The organism is Shinella sp. WSC3-e, assembly GCF_945994535.1.
Taxonomy (GTDB): domain Bacteria; phylum Pseudomonadota; class Alphaproteobacteria; order Rhizobiales; family Rhizobiaceae; genus Shinella; species Shinella yambaruensis.
Map to the genome: position 1 here is coordinate 4,145,560 of NZ_OZ000530.1, position 16,333 is coordinate 4,161,892.

Annotated in this window: 18 protein-coding genes; 13 read left to right on the forward strand and 5 right to left on the reverse strand. The window is 67.4% G+C overall.

Annotated features, from left to right (window positions below):
• Positions 1 to 4 precede the first annotated feature (4 nt).
• Both AABF56_RS20315 and AABF56_RS20320 read right to left on the reverse strand, forming a co-directional pair.
• On the reverse strand, positions 5 to 709 hold the full coding sequence (locus AABF56_RS20315; RefSeq protein WP_272804776.1) for a CoA transferase subunit B: 705 nt from the start codon (positions 707 to 709) through the stop codon (positions 5 to 7).
• Positions 706 to 1,413: a 3-oxoacid CoA-transferase subunit A gene (locus tag AABF56_RS20320; RefSeq protein ID WP_272807319.1), complete on the reverse strand. Its 708-nt coding sequence runs from the start codon at positions 1,411 to 1,413 to the stop codon at positions 706 to 708. Before AABF56_RS20320 ends, AABF56_RS20315 begins: the two co-directional genes overlap by 4 nt.
• A 305-nt stretch (positions 1,414 to 1,718) precedes the next feature.
• Between AABF56_RS20320 and AABF56_RS20325 the strand changes: the two genes are divergently transcribed.
• Both AABF56_RS20325 and AABF56_RS20330 read left to right on the forward strand, forming a co-directional pair.
• On the forward strand, positions 1,719 to 2,474 hold the full coding sequence (locus AABF56_RS20325; protein ID WP_245083279.1) for an IclR family transcriptional regulator: 756 nt from the start codon (positions 1,719 to 1,721) through the stop codon (positions 2,472 to 2,474).
• A 196-nt stretch (positions 2,475 to 2,670) separates the two neighbouring features.
• On the forward strand, positions 2,671 to 3,321 hold the full coding sequence (locus AABF56_RS20330) for a sulfite oxidase-like oxidoreductase (protein WP_245083282.1): 651 nt from the start codon (positions 2,671 to 2,673) through the stop codon (positions 3,319 to 3,321).
• On the opposite strand, the gene AABF56_RS20335 is transcribed toward AABF56_RS20330, so the two are convergent.
• Complete coding sequence (locus tag AABF56_RS20335) at positions 3,306 to 4,190, reverse strand: helix-turn-helix domain-containing protein (protein ID WP_272807320.1); 885 nt, start codon at positions 4,188 to 4,190, stop codon at positions 3,306 to 3,308. The two genes, AABF56_RS20330 and AABF56_RS20335, sit on opposite strands and share 16 nt — an antisense overlap.
• A 115-nt stretch (positions 4,191 to 4,305) precedes the next feature.
• On the opposite strand from AABF56_RS20335, the gene pobA reads away from it, so the two are divergent.
• Complete coding sequence (gene pobA, locus AABF56_RS20340) at positions 4,306 to 5,478, forward strand: 4-hydroxybenzoate 3-monooxygenase (RefSeq protein WP_272807321.1); 1,173 nt, start codon at positions 4,306 to 4,308, stop codon at positions 5,476 to 5,478.
• Here pobA and AABF56_RS20345 read toward each other — a convergent pair.
• Both AABF56_RS20345 and pcaQ read right to left on the reverse strand, forming a co-directional pair.
• Positions 5,472 to 6,338: a phosphotransferase family protein gene (locus tag AABF56_RS20345; protein ID WP_272807322.1), complete on the reverse strand. Its 867-nt coding sequence runs from the start codon at positions 6,336 to 6,338 to the stop codon at positions 5,472 to 5,474. The genes pobA and AABF56_RS20345 overlap by 7 nt on opposite strands.
• A gap of 31 nt (positions 6,339 to 6,369) precedes the next feature.
• Positions 6,370 to 7,293 carry a pca operon transcription factor PcaQ gene (gene pcaQ / locus AABF56_RS20350; RefSeq protein WP_245083295.1) on the reverse strand — a complete coding sequence of 308 codons (924 nt, stop codon included), beginning with the start codon at positions 7,291 to 7,293 and terminating at the stop codon, positions 6,370 to 6,372.
• 95 nt (positions 7,294 to 7,388) lie between these two features.
• On the opposite strand from pcaQ, the gene pcaD reads away from it, so the two are divergent.
• The 10 genes from pcaD (at position 7,389) to AABF56_RS20400 (ending at position 16,194) form a co-directional block, all read left to right on the forward strand.
• Complete coding sequence (gene pcaD, locus AABF56_RS20355; RefSeq protein WP_272807323.1) at positions 7,389 to 8,201, forward strand: 3-oxoadipate enol-lactonase; 813 nt, start codon at positions 7,389 to 7,391, stop codon at positions 8,199 to 8,201.
• Positions 8,194 to 8,598, forward strand: a complete 405-nt coding sequence (gene pcaC, locus AABF56_RS20360; RefSeq protein WP_272807324.1) for a 4-carboxymuconolactone decarboxylase — start codon at positions 8,194 to 8,196, stop codon at positions 8,596 to 8,598. Before pcaD ends, pcaC begins: the two co-directional genes overlap by 8 nt.
• Positions 8,599 to 8,605: 7 nt before the next feature.
• Positions 8,606 to 9,355, forward strand: coding sequence for a protocatechuate 3,4-dioxygenase subunit beta (pcaH, locus tag AABF56_RS20365; RefSeq protein WP_272807325.1), 750 nt, complete (start codon positions 8,606 to 8,608; stop codon positions 9,353 to 9,355).
• Positions 9,355 to 9,969 carry a protocatechuate 3,4-dioxygenase subunit alpha gene (gene pcaG, locus AABF56_RS20370; RefSeq protein WP_272807326.1) on the forward strand — a complete coding sequence of 205 codons (615 nt, stop codon included), beginning with the start codon at positions 9,355 to 9,357 and terminating at the stop codon, positions 9,967 to 9,969. Before pcaH ends, pcaG begins: the two co-directional genes overlap by 1 nt.
• 195 nt (positions 9,970 to 10,164) lie before the next feature.
• Positions 10,165 to 11,220: a 3-carboxy-cis,cis-muconate cycloisomerase gene (locus AABF56_RS20375; protein WP_272807327.1), complete on the forward strand. Its 1,056-nt coding sequence runs from the start codon at positions 10,165 to 10,167 to the stop codon at positions 11,218 to 11,220.
• 139 nt (positions 11,221 to 11,359) lie between these two features.
• The gene (locus AABF56_RS20380) at positions 11,360 to 12,532 is read left to right on the forward strand and encodes an ABC transporter substrate-binding protein (protein WP_272807328.1); all 1,173 of its coding nucleotides are present in this window, start codon (positions 11,360 to 11,362) and stop codon (positions 12,530 to 12,532) included.
• A 333-nt stretch (positions 12,533 to 12,865) separates the two neighbouring features.
• Complete coding sequence (locus tag AABF56_RS20385; RefSeq protein ID WP_272807329.1) at positions 12,866 to 13,729, forward strand: branched-chain amino acid ABC transporter permease; 864 nt, start codon at positions 12,866 to 12,868, stop codon at positions 13,727 to 13,729.
• Positions 13,730 to 13,740: 11 nt separating this feature from the next.
• On the forward strand, positions 13,741 to 14,736 hold the full coding sequence (locus AABF56_RS20390; protein WP_272807330.1) for a branched-chain amino acid ABC transporter permease: 996 nt from the start codon (positions 13,741 to 13,743) through the stop codon (positions 14,734 to 14,736).
• Entirely contained in the window at positions 14,733 to 15,497 is a 765-nt protein-coding gene (locus tag AABF56_RS20395; protein WP_272807331.1) for an ABC transporter ATP-binding protein, read from the forward strand. Before AABF56_RS20390 ends, AABF56_RS20395 begins: the two co-directional genes overlap by 4 nt.
• The gene (locus AABF56_RS20400; RefSeq protein WP_272807332.1) at positions 15,478 to 16,194 is read left to right on the forward strand and encodes an ABC transporter ATP-binding protein; all 717 of its coding nucleotides are present in this window, start codon (positions 15,478 to 15,480) and stop codon (positions 16,192 to 16,194) included. The genes AABF56_RS20395 and AABF56_RS20400 overlap by 20 nt, the downstream gene beginning before the upstream one ends.
• The last annotated feature ends 139 nt before the right edge of the window (positions 16,195 to 16,333 follow it).

The following is a 16,333-nucleotide window of genomic DNA, read 5'->3' on the forward strand; positions in this document are numbered from 1 at the left end:
TGTTCTAGAGTTGCGGCACGACGAGATCGGCGACATCGCCGTCGACATGCAGTTTCGTGCCGGTCATCGCCTGCAGCTCCTCGACCGTCATGCCCGGCAGCTTCTCGCGCAGCACGAAGCGGCCGCCCGAAACGTCGATGACGGCATGGCTGGTATAGATGCGGGTGATGCAGCCGACGCCGGTGAGCGGGAAGGTGCAGCGCTCGACGAGCTTCGGCTCGCCGTTCCTGGTGACGTGCTCGGTGATGACGACGACCTGTTTTGCGCCATGCACGAGGTCCATCGCCCCGCCGACGGCCGGAACGCCCTTGGAGCCGACGCGCCAGTTGGCGAGGTCGCCGTTCTCGGCCACCTGGTAGGCGCCGAGGATGGCGACGTCGAGATGGCCGCCGCGCACCATGGCAAAGCTGTCGGCATGGTGGAAGAAGGCCGAACCCGGCTTCAGCGTCACGGCCTTCTTGCCGGCATTGATCAGGTCCCAGTCCTCCTCGCCTTCCGGCGGGGCCTCGCCGAAGTCGAGGATGCCGTTCTCCGTGTGGAAGATCGCCGACCGACCCTCGGGCTGGTAGCGGGCGACCATTTCCGGGAAACCGATGCCGAGGTTGACATAGGCGCCGTCGAAAATGTCCTGTGCGGCGCGCCAGGCGATCTGGGCGTTGGAGAGTTTTATGTCCTCGCGGGTGTTCATGGGGTGCGTATCGACGGTCATGCGTAGGCCACTCCTGCGCGGATGAGGTCTTCTTCCTGCTTGGGATCGGCAACCTCGACGAGGCCGTCGACAAAGATGCCGGGGGTGACGACATGCTCGGGGTCGATGCCGCCGGGCGGCACCAGCTTCGAGACCTGCACGATGGTCTTCGCCGCGGCCATGCACATCAGCGGGCTGAAATTGCGGGCAGCCTTGTTGTAGGTGAGGTTGCCGTGCGTATCGCCGACATGCGCCTTGATCAGCGCGACATCCGCCTTCAGCCAGCGCTCCTGCACGTACATGCGGCCGTCGAATTCGGCGACCGGCTTGCCCTTAGCGAGCTCCGTGCCGTAGCTCGTCGGCGTGTAGAAGGCGGGGATGCCGGCGCCGCCGGCGCGGATGCGCTCGGCGAGCGTGCCCTGCGGCACCAGCTCCAACTCGATCTTTCCGGCGAGATACCGGTCGGTGAAGGCGCGCGGATCGGTCGAGCGCGGGAAGGAGCAGATCATCTTCCTGACCATGCCGGCGTCGATCATCGCGGCAATGCCGATGCGGCCGTTGCCGGCATTGTTGTTGATGACGGTGAGGTCCTTCGGACCCCTGTCGATCAGGGCGTGGATCAGCTCGATCGGTGCGCCCGAGCCGCCGAAGCCGCCAATCATCACGACCGAGCCGTCGCCGATGCACGATACGGCGGCCTCAAGACTGCTGAGGGTCTTGTCCATGCAAAATCTCCCGTTGTCGGCAACAGAGGTAAATCCAAACGGGGAAATCGACAATCCGGTTTGTGCGATAATTGACTTTTGTTCATATATCGCACAAAATAAATGGAAGCGTTATGGATGCGGCGCGTCGCTCACTGCACGTTCCGCCGTCACCCTCGGCCTTGAGCCGAGGATTCACGCGGCACCCGTGGCCGTGGATGCTCGGGTCAGGCCCGGGCATGACGGAGGAGAGGGCGGAGACAGAATGGAGGCGGGGTGCCCTGCAACATGCACAAGCCGGGCCGGCTGGCCGAGAGGAGACAACAATGCGGGAAACGGATTTCGTCGGGGGGTTCGCCAAGGGGCTGACGGTCATCGAGGCCTTCGGCGAGGCAAAGCCCCGCCTCACCATCACGGATGTCTCGAAGGAGACCGGCCTCGACCGGGCGACGGCGCGGCGCTGCCTCTTGACGCTGGCCGAGCTCGGTTATGCCGCCTATGACGGCAAGTTCTTCGAGCTGACGCCGAAGATCCTGCGCCTCGGCCATGCCTATCTCTCGGCGACGCCCCTGCCGCGGCTGGTGCAGCCCTATCTCGACCAGCTCTCGGAGAAGGTCGGCCAGAGCGCCTCCGTTTCCGTGCTGGACGGGGTGGAGATCGTCTATGTGGCGCGCGCGGCGCAGAAGCGGGTCATGTCGATCAACCTGACGCCGGGCTCGCGCCTGCCGGCCTATTGCGCCTCGATGGGCCGCGTGCTCCTGGCGGCGCTCCCGGAAGCCGAGGCGCGGGCGATCGTCGAGGCCTCCGACCGCAAGGCGAACACCCCCTACACGAAGACGGAGCCGGAAGCGCTGATGGAGGAATTCGCCCGGGTGCGGCAGAACGGCTTTGCCCTGATCGACCAGGAGCTGGAGATCGGGCTGCGCTCCATCGCCGTGCCGCTGGAAAATGCCCGTGGCCGCGTCGTCGCCGCACTCAATATCGGCGCCCCGGCGGCCCATGCCTCGGCGGAGGACATGGTGACGCGCTACCTGCCGGCAATGCGCGAGGTGCAGGCAGCGCTGCGGCCGGTGCTCGCCTAAAGCATTTCCAGCCGAAGCGACGTCGCTTCGGCGTCGGACAATGCGGCAAAAGCAAGAAGCTGGAGCAATGCCGGCAAACGTGCGCAGCGGTTCTGGGGCTGGCCCTGCGCGGATGTGCCAACCGGCCCTGCCGGGAGCCGATCTTGACAGAAGCAAGGTCGCGGCCCCACCTTTTGCACCGCAGCAGGAGGCCGCCATGAGCGACGACGACAGCAAGCTCACCCGCACGAAACGCCGCTGGGCGGACGAGGGCAGGTTCCTCACGGGCCGTGTTTCCCGGCCCGGGACCGACCGCCTGCCGCCGGGCCAGCATCTCGTGACGAACTGGCCGGTGCTCGATCTCGGCCAGCAGCCGGTGATCCGCCCGGAAAGCTGGCGGCTCGATGTGAAGGGCGGCGCGGAAAACCCGCAATCCTTCGGCTGGGCGGAGTTCCTGGCGCTGCCGCAGAGCCAAAGACTTTCCGACATCCATTGCGTGACCACCTGGTCGCGCTACGACAACCGCTGGGAGGGTGTCGCCACGCGCGACCTGCTCGACCGCGTCATGCCGCGGCCGGAGGCGAATTTCGTCATGCTGACGAGCTATGACGGCTATACGACAAACCTGCCGCTTGCCGATTTCGCCGCCGAGGACGCCATCCTCGCCACCCATTGGGAGGGCCGGCCGCTCTCCGTCGAGCATGGCGGGCCGATGCGCCTCGTCGTGCCGCATCTCTATTTCTGGAAGAGCGCCAAGTGGCTGACGCGCATCGATTTCCTGCCCGGTGACCAGGCCGGGTTCTGGGAGCGCAACGGCTATCACATGCGCGGCGATCCCTGGGCCGAGGAGCGTTATTCCGACGCCTGAGCGGAAAGCCGCGCCCGCTCCCGCAGCCGCCAGGCGCGCGGCGTCTCGCCGGTCTCGCGCAGGAAGTAGCGGGAAAAATAGGCGGGGTCGGCAAAACCGAGGCCAAGCGCGATCTCCTGCGCCGGCGCCTCGGTGAAGACGAGTTCGCGCTTCGCCTCGTCGATCAGCTTGCGGCCGATATAGGCGTGGGCCGTCAGGCCCGTCGCGGCCTTGACGATGCGGTTGAGATGCGTCGGCGAGATGCCGAGTTCGCCGGCATAGAAACCGGCCGGCTTCTGGCCGCGGAAATGCTGCTGGATCAACCCGTTGAGGTGCTCCATGCGCCGCGCCGCCTCGCCGGCGTCGCCTGCCGTCTCGCCCCGGCTCCAGAGCCGTGCGGCAAGCGTCAGCACCGAGACCAGATAGGCCTGCATCAGGTCGGTGCGCCCGCTTCGCCGCGTCGTCCATTCGGCGGCAAGCCGCCCGAGCGTCGAAAGCACGAAGGCGCCGTCCGCATCGCCGGGATCGAGCGGCGTCACGCGCGGCTCGGAAACGAAGCGCCCGGCCTCGCCGGCAAGGCGCAGGTGCGAGGCGAGCAGGGTGAAGACATGGCCGTCGACATCGCGGGAAAACCGGAAGCCGTGGTCGAGCGCCGGCGGCACCGTGGCGATGGCGGGCGGGGCCAGCGTCAAGCGCCGGTCCTCGAACAGCGCATCGCCCGAACCGGCGGAAATATACAGGATCTGGAAGAAGCTCTCGTGCCGGTGCAGGCCGATCTCATAGCGATGCAGGCTGCTGCGCGAGGGGATCGTTTCGCAGTGCAACCAGAAATCCGGACCGTTTCCGGCCTTTTCGCCATAGAGATCGTAGGTCGGGGCCGGTCGCTTCATCCTGGTGCCGCTGTCTTGCGATGTTCGATTTGTACAAGTTCATGGCCGATCCGTCCATTGCCCGGCGCCGCCCTTCCCGCCGACAATTTGCGAAATGCCAGTTCGGGAGGTCACTATGCGCGTTCAGGTCGTCATCATCGGGTCGGGTCCGTCGGGCCTGTTGCTCGGCCAGCTGCTCGGCAATGCCGGCATCGAGACGGCGATCCTCGACCGGTCGAGCCGCGCGCATATCCTCGGCCGTGTGCGGGCCGGCGTGCTGGAGGAGGGCACGGTCGCGCTGCTCGACAAGGCCGGCGTCGGTGCGCGCATGCATGCCGAGGGCCTGCCGCATGACGGCTTCTCGCTCGCCTTCGACGGCCGCGACCACCGCATCGACCTTTTCGATCTCACCGGCGGCAAGCGCGTCATGGTCTATGGCCAGACGGAGCTGACGTGCGACCTCATCGAGCAGCGGGAAGCCGACGGCCGGTTGACCATCCACGAAGCGGCGAATGTCACGCCGCACGCCTTCGACGGCGCGGCGCCCTGCGTCACCTACGAGAAGGACGGCGCCACCCACCGGATCGACTGCGACTTCATCGCCGGCTGCGACGGCTTCCACGGCGCCAGCCGCAAGGCCGTGCCGGAACAGGCGATCCGCACCTTCGAGAAGGTCTATCCCTTCGGCTGGCTCGGCCTTCTCGCCGAGGTGCCGCCGGTCAGCGAGGAGCTGGTCTATGCCAACCATCCGCGCGGCTTCGCCCTCTGTTCCATGCGCTCGCCGACCCGCAGCCGCTACTATCTCCAGTGCGCGCTCGACGAGAGGATCGAGGCCTGGCCCGATGCGCGCTTCTGGGACGAGCTGCGCCGCCGCCTTCCCGCCCATCACGGCGAGGCGCTGGTCACCGGGCCGAGCTTCGAGACGTCGATCGCGCCGTTGCGCTCCTTCGTCGCCGAGCCGATGCGGTTCGGCCGGCTGTTCCTCGTCGGCGACGCCGCCCATATCGTGCCGCCGACGGGCGCCAAGGGGCTGAACCTTGCCGCAAGCGACGTGCACTATCTCTTCTCGGGCCTCCTGGAGCACTACCGGGAGCGCTCCGGGGCCGGCCTTGACGCCTATTCGGCAAGGGCGCTCGCCCGGGTCTGGAAGGCCGTGCGCTTCTCCTGGTGGATGACAAGCATGCTGCACCGTTTTCCCGGGACCGGCGATTTCGACGAGAAGATCCAGGAGGCCGAGCTCGACTATCTCACCCATTCCCGCGCGGCCGAAACGGTGCTGGCGGAAAACTATGTGGGCCTGCCCTACTGACGCGCCGCCCAGGCGGCGACGGAGGCGATCATCGTCGCATGGTGCTCCGGCGCCTCGGCAAGAGCCGCGAGTTCCCAGAGCCGGTGCACGCCGGTCAGGAGGTGGATGCGGCCACGATCGAGCGTCCGGCCCGTCAGCCGCTCGTAGCCGTCCGCGATCCGGGCGGTGAGGTCGGGGCTGATGAAGTTCGTGTAGATGAAGTCCTGGTGCAGCGGGCCGAAACCGGAATCGGCGAAATCGTAGATGCCGTTGAGCCGTCCGGCGGCGTGGTCGAAGGCCATGTTCCAGCCGTGGCCGTCGAAGAAGCCGTAGGTTTCGCCGTGGGGATCCGGCGGGAGCGCGCGCCAGCCGGAAAGGGTTTCGTTCGCAAAGCCAAAGAGGTCTTCCGGCAGCAGCGGCAGGGCCCTTGCCGCGATGGCATCGGCATCCAGCCAGCGCTCGACCGGCCGCGCGCCGGCCGCCTCCATCAGCGGGCGGGGGAGGGCGTGCAGCTGCGCATAGAAGCGGGCGAGCGTCTCGCCGAGCGCCCCTCGCGCCGTCTCCGGCAGCGTCTCGTAGCGTGCGGTTTCCAGGTGGTCGCCGGGGATGATCGCGTGTTCGGAAAAGAGCGGCGCGCCCTCGTGGAGGCGAAGGCCCGGAACGCGCATCGCAAGGTGCGGGCGGATGGCGGCGAGGATGGAGGCCTCGCGGCGCAGCGCCCGCTCCGCCGCCTCGCCCTGCGGGAACTTGAAGACGCGGCGCTCGTCCACCGCCACCGCACGCGAATGCCAGCCGCCCGGCAGCAGCCGGAAGGCGGCATCCGCCAGATCGGGATGAAGCGCGACGATCGCGGTGCGGAAGGGGGCGAGTTCGCTTGTCATGCACCCCTCCTAGCCGAGGGGAGAAGGAGGCTCAAGCCGCGGGCGATACCTTGCCCGCCACCTCGCGGATGGTCTGGATGAGGATCGACAGCGGCATGGACGGCACGGCGTCGGTGCGCATGGTGAGGCCGACGGGGCCTTTCGTGCCGCTCGTGTCGATCGGCAGGGCCGCGAGCGCGCCATCGGCGATATCCGCCGCCACGACCCCTTCGGAGATGATCCAGATCGCATCGCTCTCGCGCACGAAGGCGCGGCCGAAGGCGTCGGACACGGTCTCGATCTGGTTCGCCAGCCCGGCAATGCCGTTGGCGATCAGGAAGCTTTCGACGAAGGGGCGGATGATCGAGGCGCGCGTCGGCATCAGCACGGGATAGGCGTCGAGCCCGGCAAAGGCCGAGCCGCCGGCAAGCAGCGGATGGCCGGCGCGCACGCAGAACACCACCTTTTCCGAATAGAGATGCTCGAAGGAGAAGCCGGCCATCTTCTCCGGCGCGGCAAGGCGCCCGACGACGAGGTCGAGGTCCCCGACGCGCAGCTGTTCCAGCAGAACCGCGTTTTCGCCCGTGACGATCTTGATGCGCGCGCCCGTCTCCTCTGCGAGGAACAGTGCCATCGCCTTCGGCATGATGCGCGTGGAGACGGTGGGCAGGGCGCCGATGCGGATCGGCGGGGCATCGCCGGAAAGCGCCTGCGAGACCGAATCGAAGCCCTGCCGGAGCGCCGCCAGCACCGCACCGGCATGCTTGAGGAAGACCTCGCCATGCCGGGTGATCTTGATGCCGCGCCCCTCGCGCTCGAAGACGGCGACGCCGAGAACCTCCTCCAGCTCGCGGATCGTCTTCGTCACGGCGGGCTGGCTGACATGCAGGATCTCCGCCGCCTTCATCACGCTTCTCTGGCGGGCCACCTCGACAAAGGTCTGCAGATGGCGGAACTTGACGCGGCTGTCGATCACGGCTCTCATAACCCTCAAGTTAACGAAACGGCATGAAATATCATTTTACCTAACCAGATCAAGGGGCCAATCTGCGGAAACGGGAGGAGACAGAAGTGCAGTTCGCAACCGTCAACGACGTCATCTTGCACCATCAGCTGATCGGCGGGCCGGCGGGCCGGCCGGTGATCGTCTTTGCCAATTCGCTCGGCACCGACTTCCGCATCTGGCGCGATGTCGTCGTGCGCCTCGCCGGCGACTTTCCCATCGTCACCTACGACAAGCGTGGCCATGGCCTGTCCGATCTCGGCCAGGTGCCCTATTCGATCGACGACCACGTCCTCGATCTCGCCGCGCTGCTCGACCGGCTCGACGTGAAGGACGCCGTCATCTGCGGCCTTTCCGTCGGCGGCATGATCGCGCAGGGGCTTGCGGCGAAGCGGCCGGACCTCGTCCGGGCGCTGGTGCTCTGCGACACCGCGCACAAGATCGGCACGGCCGAGATGTGGAACGCGCGCATCGAAAGCGTCGAGGCGAAGGGTATCGAAAGCCTTGCCGACGCCGTCATGGAGCGCTGGTTCACGCCGGCCTTCCGCCGTCCGGAAAACGCGGCCTATCACGGCTACCGCAACATGCTCACCCGCCAGTCCGCGGTCGGCTATGCCGCCACCTGCGCGGCGCTGCGCGATGCCGACCTCACCCATTCGACGGAACGCCTCGCCGTGCCGACGCTCTGCGTCGTCGGCGACCAGGACGGCTCGACGCCGCCGGATGTCGTGCTGTCCATGGCAAAGCTGATTGCCGGCGCCCGCTACGAGGTCATCAAGGACGCCGGGCACATTCCCTGCGTCGAGCAGCCGGAAATGCTGACGGAGATGATCCGCGCCTTCATCGCCACCCTACCTGCCGGAGACGAGCCACATGGCTGATGCGCATACCTTTTCCGACCGCTACCGCCAGGGCATGGTGACCCGGCGCGCGGTGCTCGGCGACAGCCATGTCGACCGCGCCTCCTCCGGCGCCACCGCCTTCGACCAGCCCTTCCAGGAGCTGATCACCGAAGCGGCCTGGGGCACGGTCTGGTCGCGGCCCGGCTGGACGATGCGCGAGCGCTCCATGGTGACGATCGCGCTGCTGGCCGCGCTCGGCCATGACGAGGAGGTGGCGATGCATGTGCGCGCCACCGTCAATACCGGCGCGAGCCGCGAGGATATCGCCGAGGCGCTTCTGCATGTGGCGATCTATGCCGGCGTGCCGGCGGCCAACCGGGCGATCAGGATCGCCAAGCACGTCTTCGAGGACATGGACGCCGAAAAGGCGGCCTGAGGGAACCATGACGGACCTTTCCAATCGCAAGCCCGAGACGGGCGCCTTCTTCTCCCGCGATCGCCTGTGGCACCCGCCGGGCCTGACGCCGGGCTACAAGACCTCGGTGCTGCGCTCGCCGCAGAAGGCCTTGCTCTCGCTCGACGGCACGGTCTCTGAGATCACCGGCCCGGTCTTCGGCCATGCGATGCTCGGCGAGCTCGACAACGACCTGATCCACAATTTCGCAAAACCCGGCGAAAGCGCGATCGGCGAGCGCATCATCGTGCACGGCCGGGTGCTTGACGAGCGGGCGCGGCCGGTGGCAGGCGCGCTGCTCGAATTCTGGCAGGCCAATGCCGGCGGGCGCTACCGCCACAAGAAGGAGAGCTACCTCGCCCCGCTCGATCCGAATTTCGGCGGTTGCGGGCGCACCATCACCGACGAGGACGGCCACTATGCCTTCCGCACCGTCAAGCCCGGGCCCTATCCCTGGCCGAACGGCGTCAACGACTGGCGACCGGCGCATATCCATTTCTCCGTCTTCGGCCACGGCTTTGCCCAGCGGCTGATCACGCAGATGTATTTCGAGGGCGACCCGATGATCTGGAAATGTCCCATCGTGCAGACGATCCCGGACAGGGCGGCGATCGAGCAGCTGGTCGCCGCGCTCGACTGGGGCAACACGATCCCCATGGATGCGCGCGCCTACAAGTTCGACATCGTGCTGCGCGGCCGCCGCTCGACGCTTTTCGAGAACCGGATGGAGGGCAACTGATGGTGCAGCCGCTCGGTACCCTCAAGGAAAGCGCCTCGCAGACGGCGGGGCCTTATGTCCATATCGGCCTCACGCCGAATTTTTCCGGCATCACCGGCGTCTACGAGAGCGATCTCGGCGCGACCATGGTGAACGACAGGACGCTCGGCCGGCGCATCACCATCACCGGTCGGGTGCTCGACGGCACCGGCACGCCGCTGAAGGACGCGCTGATCGAGATCTGGCAGGCGGATGCGGCCGGCCTCTACAACAGCCCCTCGGAGCTGCGCGGCAGCGCCGATCCCAATTTTTCCGGCTGGGGCCGCTCGGCCACTGACGGAGAGAACGGCGAATACCGCTTCGAGACCGTCAAGCCCGGCCGCGTGCCCTTCAGGGACGGCCGCCTGATGGCGCCGCACGTCTCGTTCTGGATCGTCGCCCGCGGCATCAATCTCGGCCTCAACACGCGCCTCTATTTCGGCGACGAGGCGGCGGCCAATGCCGAGGACCCGGTGCTCGCCCGCATCGAGCACCGCGTGCGCGTGCCGACGCTGATCGCGGCGGCGGACGGCGACAGCTACCGCTTCGACATCCACCTGCAGGGCGAGAAGGAAACGGTGTTCTTCGATATCTAGGCTGTGTGTTAAGCTCGTCACCTGCCGCGTGGATCCTCGGGTCGAGCCCGAGGATGACGGAGGGGAGGAGAGGTCACGGACCTCATGAACGATGCGGCATGCGATGCCGTTGGTTTGACGACAAACCTCTCTTCTTTCGTCATCCTCGGGCTCGACCCGAGGATCCACGCGCTTCCCATCGCAAAAGAGCGCCCCATGACCGTCTCGCCCTTCGACCATCCCTATCTCTCCGGCCTCCTCGGCGACGAGGCGGTGGCGGCGCTGTTTTCCGTCGCGGCGGAACTCGAGGCCATGCTGGCCTTCGAGGTGGCGCTGGCCAGGGCCGAGGCGGAGGCGGGCGTCATCCCGGCGGACGCGGCCGGGGCGATCGAGGCTGTTGCGCACCGCTTCTCGCCCGACGTCGCCAGTCTCAGGGCCGCCACCGCCCGTGACGGCGTGGTGGTGCCCGACTTCGTTCGCCAGCTCCGCGCCGCCGTCGGCGAGCCGCATGGCCGGCATGTGCATGTCGGCGCGACCAGCCAGGATGTCGTCGACAGCGGGCTGATGCTGCGCCTCTCCCGCGTCTTGCCCGTCCTTGAAAAACGGCTGGGAGGGCTGGCCGGCGTGCTCGATGGCCTCGCCGCCACCTTCGGCGACCGGGAACTGATGGGGCGTACCCGCATGCAGGCCGCCATCCCCGTCACCGTGGCGGACCGCGTCGGCGCCTGGCGCGCGCCGCTGGAGCGCCATCGCACGCGCGTGACGGGCCTGATGGAGGAGGGGCTTGCCGTGCAGTTCGGCGGCGCGGCGGGCACGCTGGAGAAACTGGGCGAGAAAGCACCGGCCGTGCGCGCCGCGCTTGCCCGCAACCTCGGCCTTGCCGACGCCCCGCAATGGCATAGCCAGCGGGACCGCATCCTGGATCTGGCCGCCCTCCTTTCCGGCATCACCGGCAGCCTCGGAAAGATCGGGCAGGACGTCGCCCTTCTGGCCGACCGGGGCGACGAGATCGCGCTCGCCGGCGGCGGCGGTTCCTCCGCCATGCCGCACAAGCAGAACCCGGTCGCCGCCGAAGTTCTGGTCACGCTTGCCCGGTTCAACGCGGCGCAGCTCGGCGGCCTGGCGCAGGCGATGGTGCACGAGCAGGAGCGTTCCGGCTCGGCCTGGACGCTCGAATGGCTGATCCTGCCGCAGATGGTGGTCGCCGCCGGCGCTGCCCTCCGCCTTGCCGACACGCTGCTGTCGTCGCTTCGCCGACTGGGTGCCGCCTGAGGTATTTTAATAACTCCTAAGTTATGAAATGGCCATACCTTTTCATTTTACATTACCGTTTCATCTGTCAATCTGACAAAAATCCAGTTTGGGACAGGATCGGGCACCGGCGGGAGACCGGCCTTTCAGGGAGGAAAACATGAAACATGTCGCGATCGCCGCGCTGGCGGCTGTGCTGATGGGCAGCGTCGCCCATGCCGATACGATCAAGGTCGGCGTCGTCGGGCCGTTCTCCGGCCCCTTCGCGCTGCAGGGCAAGAACTTCAAGGCGGGTATCGACGCCTATATGGCGCTGAACGGCAACGCGGTCGGCGACGATACGATCGAGGTGATCTACCGCGACATCCCGACCGCCGATCCGGCCCAGTCCAAGGCGCTGTCGCAGGAGCTCGTCGTCAAGGAGGGCGTGCAGTACTTAGCCGGATTCTACTTCACGCCGGATGCCATGGCCGCCACCCCGCTGCTCGAACAGGCGAACGTGCCCATGGTGGTGATGAACGCGGCGACCTCCGCCATCGTCACCAAGAGCCCCTATGTGGTGCGCACCTCCTTCACCACCTGGCAGACCTCGACGCCGATCGCCAAGGTCGCCTTCGACGGCGGCACCAGGAAGGTCATCTCCGTCGTCAGCGACTACGGGCCGGGCGTCGACGCGGAAGCCGCCTTCAAGGCGGGCTTCGAGGCGGCGGGCGGCGAGATCGTCGAGGCGATCCGCATGCCGCTCCAGACCAACGATTTCTCGCCGATCATGCAGCGCATCAAGGATTCGGGCGCCGAGGGCGTCTTCGCCTTCCTGCCCTCCGGCCCGACGACGCTCGGCTTCGTCAAGGCCTTCAACGAGAACGGCCTCAAGGCCGGCGGCGTCAAGTTCTTCGCCCCCGGCGACCTGACGCAGGAATCCGACCTGCCGGCGCTCGGCGAGGCGGCGCTCGGTCTCACGACCACCTTCCACTATGCCGTCTCGCACGATTCGGCGGAGAACAAGAAATTCGTCGAGGCCGCCGGCAAGGCGATCGGCAACCCGGCGGAGCTCTCCTTCCCCGCAGTCGGCGCCTATGACGGCATGCATGTCATCTACAAGATGATCGAGGCGACGGGCGGCGAGCAGGACGCGGCCAAGGCGGTCGAGGCCGTCAAGGGCCTTTCCTGGGAAAGCCCGCGCGGGCCGGTGACGATCGATGCGGAAAGCCGCCATATCACGCAGAACATCTATCTGCGCGAAGTGGCCAAGGCCGACGACGGGACCTATTACAACAAGGAGGTCCAGACCTTCGAGAAGCAGGGCGACCCGGGCCTTGCGGCGGCGAAGTAACGTGTTTTGCGCCGGGCGGGTGGATCCTCGGGTCAGGCCCGAGGATGACGGCGGGGAGGAGAGGTTGCGAACCCCATCCGACGTTGCGGCAAGCGGAACCGTCGCATTGATCCACCGTCCTTCTCTTCTTGCGTCAGGCGGGTGGATCCTTGGGGCGAGCCCGAGGATGACGGCGGGGAGAAGAGGTCGCGAACCCCGTCCGACGTTGTGGCAAGCGGAACCGTTGCATTGATCCACCGCCTTCTCTTCTTGCGTCATCCTCGGGCCTGACCCGAGGATCCACCCGCATATCCGGACAAACGGCCGCAAGCCCGGCCACAGCAGGATAGTTTGATGCAAACGGTTTTCAGCATCGGCGTCGATGCGCTCGCCTACGGCATGGTGCTCTTCGTCATCTCCATCGGCCTCTCGGTGACGATGGGGCTGATGCGGGTCGTCAACCTGGCGCATGGCGCCTTCGCGATGATCGGCGGCTACATCGCCTCCTATGCCGCGCGCGACCTCGGCCTTGCCTATGCCGTCGCCGTCATGCTCGCCGTCGTCGGCACCATCCTCATCGCCATCCCCGTCGAGCGCCTGCTCTACCGCCGCATCTATAGCCAGCCGGAGCTGACGCAGGTACTGATGACCATCGGCATCACCTTCTGCGTCATCGGCATCGCCAACTATGTCTTCGGCCCGACGCTCAAGACCATCCCGACGCCGGACAGCCTGCGCGAGCCGGTCAGCCTCGGCTTCCGTACGGTCTCGGCGCACCGTCTCTTCGTCATCGCCTGCGGCGCCGCGGTCGCACTCGGCCTCTGGTATTTCATCGAGCGCACCGCCTTCGGCGTGAAGCTGCGCGCGAGCGTCGACAATGCGGCCATGGCCGCCGCCCTCGGCGTGAAGACCGAGGTCGTCTATGCCGTCAGCTTCGCCGTCGCGGTCGGCCTTGCCGCCTTCGGCGGCGTCGTCGGCGCCGAGCTGCTGCCGATCGAACCCTATTATGCGCTGCGCTACATGGTGACCTTCCTCGTCGTCGTCTCTGTCGGCGGGGCGGGGTCCATTCCCGGCGCCCTTGCCGCCTGCCTGCTGCTCGGCGCCATCGATACGACGGGACGCTACCTGATGCCGGAATTCGGCGAATTCTTCTTCTATCTCGCGGTCATCGCCATCGTCTGGATTTTCCCGCGCGGCCTTGCCGGAAGGGCGAAGTGATGGCGCTCACCATGAACACCGGAACCCTCTCCACCGCCCGGGACCGCCGCGCCCGCCTGACGCGCGACGCGGTCGGCGTCCTCGTCATCCTCGCGGTCGCCGTCCTCGGCTATCTCCTCTTCCCGAACAACCTCGCGCTGCTGACGCGCATCACGGCGATCGCGCTGCTGGTCCTCTCGCTCGACCTCGTCACCGGCTATTGCGGCGTGGCGACGCTCGGCCATGCCGCGCTGTTCGGCGCGGGGGCCTATGGGGCGGGCATCGCGGCGGCCCATTTCGGCATCACCGATCCGATCGCCATGCTGGCCGTCGGCGTGGTCGCGGGCGCGCTCGCCGGCCTCGTCTCCGGCGCCGTCGTGCTTCGGGCGCATGGCCTGCCGCAGCTCGTGCTCTCCATCGCCATCATTCACCTCGCCCATGAGGCGGCGAACAAGGCGTCCGGCTGGACCGGCGGCAGCGACGGCCTTGCCGGCATCATGCCGGATCCCGTCTTCGGCCTCTATCCGTTCGACCTGTGGGGCCGCACGGCCTATGTCTTCGGCATCGTGCTGCTCATTGCCGCCTTCGTCGTCCTGCGCCAGATCGTGCGCTCGCCCTTCGGCATGCTCTGCCGCGGCATCAAGCAGGATCCGCTGCGCGTGCGCGCCATGGGCGCCTCGGTGCACGGCACGCTGATCCGCATGTATGCCATATCGGGCGCCGTCGCCGGGGCGGGCGGGGCGCTCAACGCCATCTCGACCCAGGTCGTCGGCCTCGACAGCCTGTCCTTCACGCTCTCGGCCGAAGCCCTCGTCATGCTCGTGCTCGGCGGCACCGGTTCGCTCTATGGCGCGCTGATCGGCACGCTTTCCTTCCTGTGGTTCGAGGATGTCGTCTCGGCGGCCAACCCGTTCCACTGGCTCACCATCGTCGGCGCGCTGCTGATCGCCGTGGTGCTCTTCGCGCCGAAGGGGCTCTACGGCTCGCTCGCCGCCCTTCTCGAACGCCGCGGGAGGAAGGACCGATGAGCGCGATCTTCGACGTCCGCAACCTGAAACGGACCTTCGGCGGCCTTGCCGTCACCAACGACGTCTCCCTTTCGATGGCGCCGGGCGACCGGGTCGCGCTGATCGGCCCGAACGGTGCCGGCAAGACGACCTTCGTCAACCTCGTCACCGGCAACCTCCTGCCGAATTCCGGCTCCGTCGCGCTCGGCGGCGAGGATGTCACCCGCCTCGGGCCGACGGAGCGCGTGCGCCGCGGCCTCGTGCGGTCCTTCCAGGTGACGCGGCTCTTCTCCGAGATGACGCCGGAGGAGCATGTCGCGCTCGCCATCCTGCAGCGCGAGGGCCGGACCGGCCGCATGTTCGCCAGCCACCGCGCCATGCCGGACGTGATGGACGAGGTCCATGCGCTTCTTGCCCGGCTCGGCATCGCCCAGCTTGCCCGCCACCGCGTCAGCGAGATCGCCTATGGCCAGCAACGCCTCCTGGAGCTCGCGCTTGCCCTTGCGCTCAAGCCCCGGGTCCTGCTGCTCGACGAGCCCGCCGCCGGCGTGCCGCAGAGCGATACGGCGCGCATCGAGCAGGCGATCGCCGACCTGCCGGCGGACCTCGCCGTGCTGATGATCGAGCACGACATGGACCTCGTCTTCCGCTTCGCAAGGCGCGTCGTCGTGCTGGCGGCGGGCGAGATCATCTTCGACGGATCGCCGGACGCGGTGACGAAGGATGCCCGCGTCCGCCAGGCCTATCTCGGGAGTTATGCCGATGCCCGCAGCGTCGCTTGAAATATCCGGCCTTTCCGCCGGCTACGGCCCGACGCGGGTGCTGGAGGACATCTCCTTCGCCGCCGATGCCGGCCGCAGGCTCGCCGTGCTCGGCCGCAACGGCATGGGAAAATCCACGCTCTTCGCCACGCTCGCCGGCCAGACGAAGCGCTATGGCGGCGCGATCCGCCTCGGCGGCGAGGCGATCGAGGGCATCGGCAGCTCCGCCCGCGCCCTGAAGGGTCTCGGCTATGTGCCGCAGTCGCGCGACGTCTTCCCGACGCTGACGGTGGAGGAGAACCTCTTCGTCGGGCTGAAGGGCCGTCCGCGCGGGGCCATCGAGGACGCCTACCAGATGTTCCCGCGGCTCAAGGAGCGGCGCAGGAACCTCGGCTCGCAGCTTTCCGGCGGCGAACAGCAGATGCTGACGACGGCGCGTACCATCCTCGGCCAGCCCTCCGTGCTCCTGCTCGACGAGCCGCTGGAGGGCCTTGCCCCGGTCATCTGCGAGGAGCTGATGGCGGCGTTCGGCACGCTCGCGGCCTCCGGCGAAATGACCATCCTCATCGTCGAGCAGCGCATCCAGAGCGCGCTCGACTTCGCCGACGACGTGATCATCCTGGAGCGCGGCCGCATCGCCTGGACAGGCACCCCGGCGGCGCTCTCCGCCGACCGGCACACGGTCGAAACCCTGCTCGGCGTCGGCGGGCTGCACTAGAGGAATTCCAGCAAAAGTGCGCAGCGGTTTTGCGGCCGGAATTCCGTAACTCCAAGCGCAATTCATACGGCTTTCGTTATGTGTTGCGGCCGGCATTTCATTTTACATCACCGTCCCGCCTGTCACAGTGCGGTCTGAG

What these genes read in the sequence shown, in the direction of transcription:
- AABF56_RS20315 (WP_272804776.1), bottom strand. Translation starts at nt 709, where the DNA reads ATGACCGTCGATACGCACCCCATGAACACCCGCGAGGACATAAAACTC.
- AABF56_RS20320 (WP_272807319.1), bottom strand. Translation starts at nt 1,413, where the DNA reads ATGGACAAGACCCTCAGCAGTCTTGAGGCCGCCGTATCGTGCATCGGC.
- AABF56_RS20325 (WP_245083279.1), top strand. Translation starts at nt 1,719, where the DNA reads ATGCGGGAAACGGATTTCGTCGGGGGGTTCGCCAAGGGGCTGACGGTC.
- AABF56_RS20330 (WP_245083282.1), top strand. Translation starts at nt 2,671, where the DNA reads ATGAGCGACGACGACAGCAAGCTCACCCGCACGAAACGCCGCTGGGCG.
- AABF56_RS20335 (WP_272807320.1), bottom strand. Translation starts at nt 4,190, where the DNA reads ATGAAGCGACCGGCCCCGACCTACGATCTCTATGGCGAAAAGGCCGGA.
- pobA (WP_272807321.1), top strand. Translation starts at nt 4,306, where the DNA reads ATGCGCGTTCAGGTCGTCATCATCGGGTCGGGTCCGTCGGGCCTGTTG.
- AABF56_RS20345 (WP_272807322.1), bottom strand. Translation starts at nt 6,338, where the DNA reads ATGACAAGCGAACTCGCCCCCTTCCGCACCGCGATCGTCGCGCTTCAT.
- pcaC (WP_272807324.1), top strand. Translation starts at nt 8,194, where the DNA reads ATGGCTGATGCGCATACCTTTTCCGACCGCTACCGCCAGGGCATGGTG.
- pcaH (WP_272807325.1), top strand. Translation starts at nt 8,606, where the DNA reads ATGACGGACCTTTCCAATCGCAAGCCCGAGACGGGCGCCTTCTTCTCC.
- pcaG (WP_272807326.1), top strand. Translation starts at nt 9,355, where the DNA reads ATGGTGCAGCCGCTCGGTACCCTCAAGGAAAGCGCCTCGCAGACGGCG.
- AABF56_RS20375 (WP_272807327.1), top strand. Translation starts at nt 10,165, where the DNA reads ATGACCGTCTCGCCCTTCGACCATCCCTATCTCTCCGGCCTCCTCGGC.
- AABF56_RS20380 (WP_272807328.1), top strand. Translation starts at nt 11,360, where the DNA reads ATGAAACATGTCGCGATCGCCGCGCTGGCGGCTGTGCTGATGGGCAGC.
- AABF56_RS20385 (WP_272807329.1), top strand. Translation starts at nt 12,866, where the DNA reads ATGCAAACGGTTTTCAGCATCGGCGTCGATGCGCTCGCCTACGGCATG.
- AABF56_RS20390 (WP_272807330.1), top strand. Translation starts at nt 13,741, where the DNA reads ATGAACACCGGAACCCTCTCCACCGCCCGGGACCGCCGCGCCCGCCTG.
- AABF56_RS20395 (WP_272807331.1), top strand. Translation starts at nt 14,733, where the DNA reads ATGAGCGCGATCTTCGACGTCCGCAACCTGAAACGGACCTTCGGCGGC.
- AABF56_RS20400 (WP_272807332.1), top strand. Translation starts at nt 15,478, where the DNA reads ATGCCCGCAGCGTCGCTTGAAATATCCGGCCTTTCCGCCGGCTACGGC.